Source organism: Ruegeria arenilitoris (genome assembly GCF_013035315.1).
GTDB lineage: Bacteria > Pseudomonadota > Alphaproteobacteria > Rhodobacterales > Rhodobacteraceae > Ruegeria > Ruegeria arenilitoris_D.
On the sequence record NZ_WQHP01000003.1, the window covers coordinates 185,384 to 197,946 of the forward strand.

The window sequence follows — 12,563 nt, forward strand, 5'->3', positions numbered from 1 at the left end:
CTTTGGAAAATCAGTTTGTGCGGGTTGCGTTTCCGGCGACCGGTACTTCCTGAATGTCGGATGTTCCGCGACGGACCTTAACGACAGGTTTTGGCGCCCCGTCAGCAACCGGCGACTTCTCAAGCAGGATGTCACTCAGGCGAATGGCTTCCAGGGGCTCATCGTCGGCTGTTTGCAGCGAGCGCAGCGACAGGCTGAGCTGACCAGCCTTCTGCGCCAGGGCCAGTCGCTGCCCCTGTTCCGGCGTAACTTCTACCGTCACGGTACGCGCCACGCCCGGCTGATCCAGTTCTTCATCGGCAGTCTGGTCGACACCAACAATCCGAATGTTCTGCAGGATCGTCACCGCTCGCAACTCGTCGTTTCGGCCTCGGGTCAGGACGATATCGACGAAATCGCCTGGCGTCACAAAACCACCGACGCCAGTCTGGGCGTCAACACTGATCGCCATGGCACGATTGTTTTCGCCAAGCGTTTGAACAATTGTAACTTTTTCTCCGAAATCCGAGACTTTCGATTCCAGCAATAACTCGCCTTGCGCCAACGCTCGTTTGGCGCGACGCGGTTCTCCCCCATTTGCAGGAAGAACGTCATCGAAATTTGTAAATACGCCCGCTGGAACTGAATCCGCAGGCCAGTCAATAGTTGTCAACTTGTAGCCCTCAATAGGCGTTCCAAAAGGGATTGCCTCTGCGACGGCCACCACACTTACGATCGTGGGATCCGCGGCCGCCTGGCTTTGCCGAAGCTGTTCTTGGGCCATCATCACAGCACCACCGGCCAGACCTACGCCCAAGATTGTCATCATCAGTGATTTCACGCGCATTGCATTCTCCAATACTCAGGGACATGGACCGATTTGCTGAACGCTCGATTAGGCATCGAGCAACAAAAAATCTGGTACTTTTGTTTGCCTTGCCCCCACAGAAACGGGGGCAAGGGCTTGTTTCGATCAAATGATCAATCCGCTGCAGGACGTGTCGCAGCTGTGTCGGCCGCTTCAAAGTTATTGAAAGTTTCCGCGCCGAGGTCGGTCAGCACGAAGCCGCCAACCGCAATTGCGACAAACAGCGCGATGCCGTATTCAACCAGCGTTGCACCGCTTTCGTCGCGGCGAAGACGCACGAAGATCTTACGAATTCCATTCAACATAATATTTCTCCAGTCTGTTTTTTGACTATGCGCGAACCGCGCACAGACTCGAGGTTTTCCCCCTAGCCTTCTGGATTCGTAGCAAGGCCAGGCCGTAGCGCCGTCCCCTCAAACAGAAAAAATTTCCCGTTAAAAGTGTTTTCTTTTTCAGAATCTGCGGTTTCCAAGAGGGCATTCTTCAGTGCAGGAGTACAGGTTTGTATCCAACTTCATGCAATTTGGACCCAGGGCTTTATACTTCCAAAAAATTCCGTATTCGGACAGATACGGTTAAATCCACGCAGGAATTTTCGCACAAAATTTAATAAGAATTCGAATAACCCTCAACATGCGGAGCGGCAATCAGAAAAGAGTGTAAGTGCATTTATACCGTCAAAAAAAATCAAAAAACAGAGCTACGGTTACCGAAAGGCAATCCCACAATACAGACCGAAATAGCCACCACGGTTTCTTATATGATGTGACGAGCAGAACACTCGACCTCACTAGGTTCGGAATACCCAACATTCGCAAGATGTTCGGCACTCAGTGAGCCAATGGATGCGCCATCAGGAAGCTAACTTCACATAAAAACAAGTCCGGCCGAAATGAGGTTAAACTTAAGTTTAACGCTAGATTAACAGATTGTTTTTGTTAAGTTAACCCATAGTCCTTCATACTGCTTGCAGACGAGTGTTGTTAAGTTGTTTTTCCTAACTTTCCAGGAGGGGGATACATGAACAAGACGATCGCAAAGCATGTCGCTAAAAATAAGCAGACTTCTCGATTGCACCCACCTCTGAAGTTGCTGGAGGAACAAAGACTCACGTGCCAACCTAAGTGTGCCAACTTTCCTCCGGTAGACGAAGCCTTTTTTGAGATAGCGCATCATAAGTGGCTCCTAGCGGCTAATAAAAAGCTCTCAGAAACCTAAATTTCCACCCCTGAATGCTCGAGTGGAAACTGTGCTTTTCGTAAAAATCATAAGGGTGCGAAAATTGCTCAATTTCGCCCCGCCCTCACTTCAATTTTCGGGGCTATTTACTGAGCCCACATGCATTCTCAGCAAATAGCACCGCCTTTTGAATCGAATAAATACGGTAGCGTATTATTCTACCTATGATTGATATCATTAAAGACCCAACAAGGCCTTCACGGCAGCCTCCACTTCATCCGTGACCGGTTTGTTGGCGGCCGCTTCAAGCGTTTCCCGTTCAAGAAGTTCCTGATCCTCGACCTGCTCTGACAGGTCCGCAATTTCTTCAACCGTCTCTTCATACTCGACGGCGGATCTTCGTTCTTCTCTCAGATCTCTCGCTACATCGACCGACTCCGCCAAATCTTCCTTGGCCTGATTAAGCTCATCTTCGAGCGATGGATCAGTTTCGAACGCCTCTTGAAGTTCCTCGACGCGCTCTCTGTCTTCGCGAACGTCGGCCAATGCGTCCTTCAGGTCATCTTCGATCTCTGACAGAGGTCTTTCAGGCTCGTCCAGCCCAGCGAGAAACTCTTCCTTATCCGCCAGGTCGTCTCGCAGTTCGTCACCTTCAAGAACCGTATCGCGGTAAGTGGCAATTCGGCCAACGCGTGAGTTCGGTGAGGCATTCTGCAATGCGGTTTCACTGGCATGGGCGGCATTCAAAGCACCCAGCTCGGACGGATGGGCCCCGAGGATGTATGCCATCTCATGGCGCGTGGTCCGGGCTGCAGGCCTGGTCGAGGTCGTGACCAATGTCTGCCTCTCAACTGCGCGGCGTACTTTGGTTGTGTTGGTTGTTTGAGTTTGAGCTCTGGCGAGCTTTTGTCTGGCTTTCTTTCCACCAAAAGCCTGTTTTAAGGACAGTTCAACGCGTTTAAGCACATTGTTTCCCGAACGGGTCGATTTTGAACGCTCACGATTGGAGTTGCCAGCAAAGGACTTCCGACTTTTCTGCTGCGCAGCGCTATTCCCGGCTACGGACTTCGACTTACCGTTGCCTTGTCCAAAGCCCTTGCCCCCAGCATTGCCTTTGGCTTCACGGCTGTCATTTCCATTACCGCCGGAGTTTCCGTTACCACCAGAATTTCCGTTGCCGTTGCCGTTACCGCCGGAGTTTCCGTTCCCATTCCCGCCGCCATTTCCGTTTCCTTTGCCTTCCTTGGCAACAACGACGTCAGGGGCCGCAACAGTTGAGACAACTGCCACGCCCCCCAAAAGGGCGATCACGATGGTAGTTGCTTTAAGAAAGCAGGACGACTTAACTTCCATCACTCCTCCCAATGCCTAAATAGGACCTTTTTTCTCTTCTATTCTCTCACCCCAACAGGCGGTTGAAGCGAATCATCAAACAACCTCACTAGTTGACCGCAACCAAGATGAACGACCGAGAAATTGGCTGTTCATCTGGGGTTCACGTTGAAACAGGTAGAATTTGATCGGATTTTTTTTGTGCAAACAGAGTCGATGAAAACCTTCTTAATCCTTGCCTGCCTGTTGTCCCTGCTCGTTGCGGGTGATGCGCATGCCGACGCTCAAGAGTTGCGGCAGTCGGAGCTGCGCAAGGCAACTACGTCCGGACAGGCCATCCGCCTGAACCGGGTCATCAAAGGCGTTGAGAGGGTTTTCGGCGGCACTCCGGTTGATGCGCGGGCCTTCAAGACCGATGAGATTTTCTATCGCATTCTGGTCAAAAAACCTGATGGAGTGATCCAGAGCGTCATTGTCAACGCGAAGACGGGCATAGTGGTTTCAAACCGATCAAGTGTCGGGCGCCAAATCTCAAGGGCCGCGCAGAACTCGGCTGGCAGCGTCAAAAGCACGACTTCGTTTTTTCAAAACAGCAACAGGAACTCCAACGCCTTTGGAAGCAGGAGCAACTCGGGCAACAGAGGAAACTCTGGCGAGGGTGGCAATGGTAACTCTGGTGGCAACGGGAACGGCAACTCCGGCGGCAACGGGAACGGGAATTCCGGTGGCAACGGGAACGGGAATTCCGGTGGCAACGGGAACGGAAACTCTGGCGGCAACGGGAACGGCAACTCCGGTGGAAACGGGAACGGCAACTCCGGCGGGAACGGGAACGGCAATTCCGGTGGCAACGGGAACGGCAACTCTGGTGGTAATGGGAACGGGAACGCTGGTGGAAACGGGAACGGAAATGGCCAAGAGAACCGATAAGAAAACAAGAAAAAATGGTTCTTTCACCCCGGCACAACTGATTATAGTTTCTTGATATGAGAATATTGCTGGCAGAAGACGAGCCTCACCTTTGCAACCAGATAAAGTGGTTGCTTATTGCCGAAGGCAGAGTGGTGGATGTTGTCCACAACGGAACTGAGGCGTTGCATTTAGGGTCAACAGAACCTTACGACGTCATTATCCTGGATATCGGATTACCAGAGCGGGACGGCATATCCGTTCTACGAGAATGGCGCTCTGCCGGCATTTCAACACCTGTGCTCATCCTTACTGCCCGGGACGGTTGGAGCGAACGGGTCGACGGGTTGGATGCTGGCGCGGACGACTACATGGTCAAGCCCTTTCACCTACCGGAACTTGCAGCCCGTGTTCGCGCCATACTTCGACGCCAAAGTGGCCAGCTGAACCCAGTCATCGAGATTGGCAACGTTTCTCTTGATTCCAGGACAGGACGCGTTTCACTGGATGGCTTGCCCGTCAATCTGACCGCTCAAGAGATCGCAGTCCTAACTTACCTTGCCCACAACGCCGGCCGCCTTGTTTCACGGACAGAACTTTCCGAGCATATCTATGAATATGACGGCGATCGGGACTCGAATACGATTGCGGTGTTCATCAATCGACTGCGCAAGAAGCTGGGCCCCGACGTGATAACCACGGTCAGGGGACGCGGTTACAGGATCGACGCGATCTGATGTTATCTTTGCGGCAACGGGCCCTGCTAGGTGGCATCGCTTCCGGGGCTGTTTCTGTAGCGATCGGAACGATTGCCGTCTTTTCGATCATCGACACCAGGATTTCGGCGCAATTCGACAAAACTCTCGAGGATCGCCATACGCAAGTCGTTGTAGCTCTGAGCACCACTACTCAGAACCCAGCGGCACTTGGCAATTTCCTATATGACCCAGCGTATGGGGTGCCATTTTCAGGGCGTTATTGGCAGGTCACAAGTAGCGACGGAGAGATTTTCGCCTCGGCTTCGCTGTTTGACGAAGTCATAGCCGAGCCAGGCAATTCCGCAGATGGTGGCGTGATCTGGAATACGCCGGGACCAGATGATGAATTGGTGCGCAGCGCGTATCAGAAGATCACATACGATGACGGTACGGTCTGGGGCGTCAGTGTTGCTGAAAGTCAGCTCCAACTCATCGCCGAAAGGCGTTCTGCCCAAAGAAGCCTGCTGTCGGTGTTCGCGCTGGTCGGCGTTATCGGAATCGCCAGTTCGCTACTTTTGCTCTCGGCCATCAGAAGACCGCTACAAAAACTGCAGGCGGATGTCGCGCAGCGCTGGGACAGCGAGGAAGATCTGAGGCCAACGGACTACCCCGACGAGGTTGCCCCTCTCGTCGAGGATTTGAACCAACTCTTGCATCGCAATCGGGATATCGTTTCCGGGTCTCGCAGGCAGGCTGCGGATTTGGCTCATGCGTTAAAAACACCCGCGTCGATATTGCGAAACGAATTGATGACCTTGTCCCAAGAAGGTGCGTCGACATCCGTGGCACAAGAAGCCGTCGACCGGATAGAAGCCCAGCTCGGTCGCTCGCTCGCGCGGATGCGAGCGGCAAACACCGCCGAACTGACCCATTCACGCACCAACCTGACCCATTCCATCCAAAGGCTGGCTAAGCTCTTTTCAATTGTGGCCGAGCGTGACGGCAAAGAGCTCGTGGTCGACTGTGCCGCGACACTGTGGGTTCGAATGGACGCCCAGGACATTGAGGAAGTCATTGGCAATCTTTTGGACAACGCGTTCAAGTGGAGCAGACAGAAGGTAATCCTGACAGCTCAGTATAAAGACGGGGACATAGAATTGCGTGTCGAAGATGATGGCCCTGGCGTTCCTGAAAAAGAACATCGAGAAGCGCTACGCTCGGGTGGTCGGTTGGATACCTCGGTTGCCGGAACAGGGTTGGGCCTTGCAATCACCGTAGATCTTTTAAACGCATATGGCGCGAAACTTGTTCTCGGAAGCTCAGATGTTCTCGGTGGATTGGAGAGCAGTGTTTTTATTCCGTCAAGCCAAGTAGTCTGATATTTAGTTGTATTTTCTCCAACTTTGCTCGACAGGTCCAATTAGTTTGTGACGCTCTTTGAGCGTTCGCTGACACGCCAACACCAACTCCAATCGAGTTCGCAGCAAGTTAATTTAGTTTGCTAAAGTCTATTTGGCTTGATCGCCTCGACATCTGTAGAACAAGTGTGGCTCATGCCTTTTCAACTTATTACGCCGTAAAATGTGTTGAAAGTGCCTGTATATTTTTGGTCTACCTGAAAATCGATTACTAAAGGCCCCAGGTCCTCTAGAATTCTTAGCCTACTCCGACAGCGCATTCGAGAACGCTTCGTTGGTGCGGAACCATAGAGCCAAAAAGCTGATGCTATGATAACGATGCCAGACCACAAGCCTAAAACAGAAAAATACAATACACTAGGTCACAAGCATAAATTTGCTGAAAGACGTAGGGTTCGAGAAACCCGATCAAACAATGGGCCGCGCAATTTTCGCGCACCGCGATTCGTATGTCCGGCCGCCTCTAGGGTGAAGAAGTTTGATTTATATTGTCTGGCTTTGAAGCAATACGCTAAGCTAAAAAAAATGGTGCGGGCGGTGGGACTCGAACCCACACGGGCATACGCCCTTCAGATTTTAAGTCTGATATGTCTACCATTCCATCACGCCCGCTCTAACGTGGCAGGCCGCTGTTGGGCCTGAAAATCTCAGTAAGTCGATTAGACCATGAATACAATCTGTTTCGCCGAGTAAAGGCCTTTTTCAGGAGTTCTTCGCAGTACCGCGCATCCTCTTATCGCGCGACGAAACAGGTCGCACTCATACGCACGCAAGGGTTGCGCAGCGCTTGCGTCAACGGCGCCCAGTCGCTAACCCTTTCTCATAGTGAACGAGAGTTTGAGCTTCGTCGTGAGCACTGAATACAAGTTTTTTCAGGATCGCGTCGCGCAGATCAACCAACGCTCAGAACAATCAGCCAGCACAACCCCGAGGCCCAGAACGGCAACGATCTGGCAACGTCTAGCCTAGCCAGAAGCGTTTATTACAGCATTTGTTGTAGGCGTGATAGTGGTGTTCCTGACCCGCTGCATACAGTTTCTGTCAGTTGGGGTCCCTGAGCCCGGCATGATGAGCACACAGGACTTTAGCGGAATAGTCCTGGCCAGCATGGCTGGCATCGTCAACTCAAAGTTCCTGTGGGAAAAGAAAGGAGAATCCGCAGGTGCCTGAACTGTCAGTGTTCCGCTAACCCTCTTTGCCTTCCACAACTTTTTCTGACAGTACCCTATACAGTGCGAACGTATCTACAACGAGCACTGGGTCGAGTTCATGCAGCGGCTAAACGAACCTTCCAGCCTTGATATCTTTGGCTTAACCATGGGCCTAACCTGAAATACGCCCTTACCGCGCCGCGGCCTTTTAAAACCGAATACGGACTAAAACCACAATTGTCCAAACCCTTTCGGAAACGGGCAAACTTGTAACTCAGCGGGAAAGTTGGTGACTACACGGAATACATAAATTAAAACAAGTACATACTTTCAATTTTTGTTATATTCAAACACACTACACGATACCCCGAATGGTACCCCACAATGGCAAAATTGCCTCGTTTGCTTTTGCAGTGTATTTGCCACGACCCTTCAACATTTAGAGGCCAATTTTTACCTCGAACACATCTAAGCCCTCAAAAACCAGTCGTTCGTATGATACGAGCATTGCGATCAATCTCGCAGCGAGCCAGCTTCATAGGTTTGAACATTGAATGCAGCCATCTGATCATTCGCTTATGTGTGCGTTAATGACCGCTAAGTGAACGAAGCGGCCATCCGTTCTCCTGCGGCAATAAATACGGTTTCACCCATGAACGAAGTGCAGGCTCACAAACTGACGGCGCCAGTCCTTCACTTCAGCGGTGATATGTTCGCCGTTAAGACCGCGCGCAATCCGAGAAGCTAGTCTGTCGGCGTGAGCAGACGTCATGCCCCATCTCATCAACTCAGGCGTACCGATACGCAGACCATTCATATCACCTTCGATTTCCCTCACCGGCAGGCCAATACCGCAAGCAAGGAACCCGGCTTTGCGCAGGGTATTGGACGCAGTCTAGTCACCGCCAAACCGTTCTGCCAGAACAGCGAACTGGTGAGAGTCAGTGAAGCCCTCGCGTCCGGCATAAATTGGAACACCTTGCGCATCGAGGCCCTGAGCCTATGCGCCAGACATCGCGATCATCTCGGCGGCGTAGTCTCGTCCGTATTCGCACCAATCTAGCAGTGTTATTCCGAGAGCAGCTGACTTCGCAGCATAAAAGTTTGCCGTCTTGCCTAGGTATGCATTGGCATCCATAGCCTTTGCAATCTCCGCATCGTTTGTGACAATCAGCCCCCCAGCAGGACCGCCGAGGCTTTTGTGCGTACTCATTGTCATGAAGTGTGCGCCCTCGACCAAGCGGTTTCTACAAGCTCTTCCCGCGATAATCCCGCATTGGTGCGCGGCGTCGAACGTCACCTTGGCAACGACTTCATCTGCAATGGCCCGTACTTCTTTGACCGGGTGCTCAAAAAGATTGAGACTGCCACCTATCGTTTCAATTTGCGACGCTCCCTTCGCGCACGCGCGCGGAGTTGGTCGAGATCGACGGTGTAGCCATCGGCATCGGTTGGTGCATCTTTTGTTCGCAAACCAAACAACCCGGCGCATCCTGCGATATGATTCGTTACGTGCCCACCAACCGATGCCGGCGGTGCAATGATCCTATCGCCGACTTGGCAAGTGGCCATGAAGCCATAGTGGTTTGCAATGGCGTCAGAAGGCACGCGGATTTCTGCTAACTTTGCGTCGAAAACTTCCGCGCAAAGCTCCGCGGAGATGGCCTCGATCTCTTCGATGGCTTCAAGACCCATCTCATATTTATCGCCCCGATATCCAAGCGACGGTCGAGACCCAATTCCTGAAGATAGCAAAGCTTCAGCTCTCGGGTTCATCACATTGGTTGCGAATTTAAGTTGAAGCATTCTTGCTCGTGGATTTCCCGGTTTCGGGTGGCTAAATGCTCAATCCGATCCAGCAGCGCCTTGGATCAGTGGCGTAATGCTTCGGTCGCGATCTTCTGGACCAGTGCTTTGCTGTCGACCGGTACTCAGTTTCTCATTTCAATGGTCATCGCAACTCCCTCCTTGGCTGTACACAGATTGGACAGATCAGATTACAAAGCAAACCAGTTTTGCTATATCTGGGCTTTGAAAAACTAAGGCTAAGATCTTTGGCTGTCGCACCGCGTCGCCCAAAGGGCCACCTCTGAATGCTCTGAGTGCCTTCGAAGCAGCGGCGAGGCTAGAAAGTTTCGTTTCCGCGGCCGAGGAGTTGGGAGTCACGGCTGGCGCGGTATCACAACATATAATAGCCCTATAAGGCTGGGCCGGGACTACCTTGTTTGAAAGAGGTGCTCACGGTTTTTCGTTATCCTTCTCTGGTCGCAAGCTAGCAGGAGAGTTCGCACATGCTTTTGATCTTCTCGCGGCGGCGACGCAAAGTTTACGCAACCTAGCACCCAACCCTGAGATCCACATTGCCGCTTTGCCCTCAGTTGCGCAGCTATGGCTACCAGCGCGATTGGGCAAGCTGCGCGAGACGCGTCCCGACCTAAATGTCTCTGTGACAGCGATGGAGAGGCCCCCAGTCTATCGAGAGAACTCTTTGATCTGTCGGTATTCTTTTCCGTCTCGGCTGAAACACCGGATCAGATAGTGCTTGCGGAAGACGAAATCCTCCCCGTTTGTTCACCGAAGATAGCAGATGGTCTCGATCTAGAGACCGTACGGTTGCTGCATGACCAGACGTGGCAAGAAGACTGGCCCATGTGGTCGGAGGCGACGCGTGTTTCAGTTGGTGATCCCCAAAGGGGGCCGCGATATTCGCTATACGCCCTCGCCGTAGAAGAAGCGAAGTCCGATGCGGGTGTACTTATGGGAAATAGTTGCCTGGTTGAGCAGGTGCTTCAGTCTCGGCAACTCAATAAAGTTTCATCGGAAAGTATCCGAACTGGTCCTGTGTTGGCCCTCGAGCTTTCGCATAGATCGAGACGCCATCTTGCGATCGATGAAGTCGTTAGTCTACTTCGAGAGGAAGGACGGCACTCGGGCCGATGAGACTTGCAGAGATGGCGAGTGTCTCCGCTATGGGCGCAAGAGTTGCCGTCCGCTTCAGTCGCCAGATTCTTGCTGTGAGCATACAAGCTATCGCCGAGGGGGCGGGAAACGGCCATACTCTACAGAGTAAGTCGAGGTCAGTTATTCTCGTAAAATGTCGAAAAAACACACAACTTGCCTGCTAGAAACAAGCCACCGATGTATAGACCCCCCCTTTAATCGATAGGATAATGGAAAGCAATCTTAGCTCAACAAAATGGCATGTTTCAATATTTGGTGAGGGTATTTTCAATTATGGCCGGTTTGTACGCAACTCGGACGCAGGTCCTGATCAAACCAACGTCCCGTCCCAGCATAAGCGATCACTATGGCGTCAAAGCGAACGTTGAGGCGGTGCTGACTTGTATTGAGCGTCCGGTATCAGTCGCTTTGTGGACAGCCGACAAAAGTGCTCAAATGATATCGTTGAGCCCAAAGCTGACGCGGTCGTCTTTAGAGTTTCCCAATCACTGTTTACTGTTACCAAGACCAGGTGGGTGCACAACCACCAAGGCCACACTCGCTTTGGGGTGTTGTCTGGCTTGACAATTGGCCAGTAAAAAAATGAACCGCCGGTTGCCAACAAAGAAATCTCAACATCAACTTGGATCAGCTATGGCGGTTCTGAATGCCGTCACGCAGGCAAGATATTGTGGTTCACTCTGAACAAATTGGCGGGGTCATAGGTGCCCTTGATCCTAGAAAGCTTTTCGCCATTATCGCCATAAGCGCCAGCCATGTGGTCGGCTTCATCTTCGGGCATGAAGTTGACATAAGCGCTTCCGCTCGAGTGCGGTTGCATTCTGTCGTACAGCTCTCGCGCCCAATCAATACACTCGGCATCCTTGCTGGGATCCTCCCAACGTGTGTGAACATTCATGATGAAGTGAGCAGATCTTTGGGGGTACGCGGTCGAACCGGCCTCGACGCGTGCCATCGCGCCGCCGACATGGGCAATAAATACCTCACATGCGGGGTCCGGAAGCGTGGATATTGCATTGAGAAGACCCGCGATCGCTTCCGATGAAAGCGCATCGAAATCGTGGCTTTTCCAGTAGTTCCTCGCGCCGGGTGTCAGCAACGGGTCAAAAGCGGCCTGCCAATCTACGAACTTGTGGGGAGAAATCACATCGACAATTGGTTCGCCAAGCGAGCGCAATGCCGCCATGGCTTTTTCACCTTCGTCCATCGGACCGCTGTAGCAGGCTGCAAAGAGCAGCACCTCGCGCCCGTGCCACTCTTCTGGCAAAAATGGCAGAGGCGGCGCTTTTCGCATCACGCTCCAGACAGTCAGCTCATCCGGAGAATTGTCTGCAATGGTGGCGAATTCGGCCAGAAGCTCTGGCGCCTTTTCTATCGGATGAACAATGAGGCCAGACAGGACATCGGGCCCTAACTCATGCAGTTGAAACTCGAATGAGGTCACAACACCGAAATTTCCACCCCCTCCACGGATCGCCCAGAAGAGTTCCGGATGGCTGGCGGGGGAAGCCGTGACAATGGCTCCGTCTGCGGTCACGACCTCCGCTGAGAGCAGGTTGTCGATCGTCATGCCAAATTTCCGAGTGGTCCATCCAAAGCCACCGCCTAAGGTAAGTCCTGCGATGCCCGTGGTTGAATTGATTCCAACGGGAACAGTAAGTCCATGTGCCTGCGTTTCGCGATCCACATCGCCCAACAGTGCTCCTGGCGCAACCCGAGCGGTCTTTTTGGCAGGATCGACGTGAACCGACCGCATCTGCGACAGATCAAGCATGACTGTTTCATCTGCAACAGCGTGACCCGCAATCTGATGCCCACCAGACCGAACAGACATTACAAGGCCGGCATCCCGAACAAAGTTCACGGCCTTCTGCACGTCGCTGGCCCCCAATGCGCGGATTACGAACCCCGGGTAACGTTCGAACATGCTGTTCCACGTTGTTCTAGCGTCCTCGTATTCAGGAGAGCCCTTCTGATAGACCCCGCCACGAAGCGATGCATCAAGTGCGCCCAACGCGTCTTGGTCCACTGTTGCCGTGCCACCGTCGAGTGTTTTCAGATCAAACAT

At 52.5% G+C, this 12,563-nt stretch carries 8 protein-coding genes, 1 tRNA gene and 1 pseudogene; 4 read left to right on the plus strand and 6 right to left on the minus strand.

The window, feature by feature from the left end; genetic code table 11:
* Positions 1-10: 10 nt before the first annotated feature.
* The 3 genes from cpaB to GOV53_RS08260 form a co-directional block, all read right to left on the minus strand.
* Positions 11-826 carry a Flp pilus assembly protein CpaB gene (cpaB, locus tag GOV53_RS08250; protein WP_170465345.1) on the minus strand — a complete coding sequence of 272 codons (816 nt, stop codon included), beginning with the start codon at positions 824-826 and terminating at the stop codon, positions 11-13.
* Positions 827-960: 134 nt separating this feature from the next.
* A complete protein-coding gene (locus GOV53_RS21175) occupies positions 961-1,152 on the minus strand; it encodes a Flp family type IVb pilin (RefSeq protein WP_174823383.1) in 192 nt (63 codons plus the stop codon).
* A 1,111-nt stretch (positions 1,153-2,263) separates the two neighbouring features.
* Positions 2,264-3,379, minus strand: coding sequence for a hypothetical protein (locus tag GOV53_RS08260; protein ID WP_170465086.1), 1,116 nt, complete (start codon positions 3,377-3,379; stop codon positions 2,264-2,266).
* Between the two features lie 195 nt (positions 3,380-3,574).
* On the opposite strand from GOV53_RS08260, the gene GOV53_RS21190 reads away from it, so the two are divergent.
* The 3 genes from GOV53_RS21190 to GOV53_RS21510 all read left to right on the plus strand — a co-directional run bounded on the left by GOV53_RS21190 (position 3,575) and on the right by GOV53_RS21510 (position 6,344).
* Positions 3,575-4,288, plus strand: coding sequence for a PepSY domain-containing protein (locus GOV53_RS21190; protein WP_217361244.1), 714 nt, complete (start codon positions 3,575-3,577; stop codon positions 4,286-4,288).
* Between the two features lie 56 nt (positions 4,289-4,344).
* On the plus strand, positions 4,345-5,004 hold the full coding sequence (locus GOV53_RS08270; protein ID WP_170465346.1) for a response regulator transcription factor: 660 nt from the start codon (positions 4,345-4,347) through the stop codon (positions 5,002-5,004).
* A 221-nt stretch (positions 5,005-5,225) separates the two neighbouring features.
* Positions 5,226-6,344 carry an ATP-binding protein gene (locus GOV53_RS21510; protein WP_170465348.1) on the plus strand — a complete coding sequence of 373 codons (1,119 nt, stop codon included), beginning with the start codon at positions 5,226-5,228 and terminating at the stop codon, positions 6,342-6,344.
* Positions 6,345-6,909: 565 nt separating this feature from the next.
* Here GOV53_RS21510 and GOV53_RS08280 read toward each other — a convergent pair.
* Both GOV53_RS08280 and GOV53_RS08285 read right to left on the minus strand, forming a co-directional pair.
* Positions 6,910-6,995 (minus strand) — tRNA-Leu (locus GOV53_RS08280).
* A 1,185-nt stretch (positions 6,996-8,180) separates the two neighbouring features.
* Positions 8,181-9,396: pseudogene (locus GOV53_RS08285) on the minus strand (beta-eliminating lyase-related protein).
* 236 nt (positions 9,397-9,632) lie between these two features.
* Here GOV53_RS08285 and GOV53_RS08290 point away from each other — a divergent pair.
* Positions 9,633-9,737: a LysR family transcriptional regulator gene (locus tag GOV53_RS08290; RefSeq protein ID WP_302477690.1), complete on the plus strand. Its 105-nt coding sequence runs from the start codon at positions 9,633-9,635 to the stop codon at positions 9,735-9,737.
* 1,410 nt (positions 9,738-11,147) lie between these two features.
* Here the strand turns inward: GOV53_RS08290 and GOV53_RS08295 are convergent.
* Positions 11,148-12,563 (minus strand): FAD-binding oxidoreductase, encoded by a 1,416-nt coding sequence (locus tag GOV53_RS08295; protein WP_170465350.1) that lies wholly within the window; start codon positions 12,561-12,563, stop codon positions 11,148-11,150.

Excerpts from the sequence above, each read along its gene's own strand:
- cpaB (WP_170465345.1), bottom strand. The coding sequence starts at position 826 with ATGCGCGTGAAATCACTGATGATGACAATCTTGGGCGTAGGTCTGGCC.
- GOV53_RS21175 (WP_174823383.1), bottom strand. The coding sequence starts at position 1,152 with ATGTTGAATGGAATTCGTAAGATCTTCGTGCGTCTTCGCCGCGACGAA.
- GOV53_RS08260 (WP_170465086.1), bottom strand. The coding sequence starts at position 3,379 with ATGGAAGTTAAGTCGTCCTGCTTTCTTAAAGCAACTACCATCGTGATC.
- GOV53_RS21190 (WP_217361244.1), top strand. The coding sequence starts at position 3,575 with ATGAAAACCTTCTTAATCCTTGCCTGCCTGTTGTCCCTGCTCGTTGCG.
- GOV53_RS08270 (WP_170465346.1), top strand. The coding sequence starts at position 4,345 with ATGAGAATATTGCTGGCAGAAGACGAGCCTCACCTTTGCAACCAGATA.
- GOV53_RS08295 (WP_170465350.1), bottom strand. The coding sequence starts at position 12,563 with ATGTTTGATCTGAAAACACTCGACGGTGGCACGGCAACAGTGGACCAA.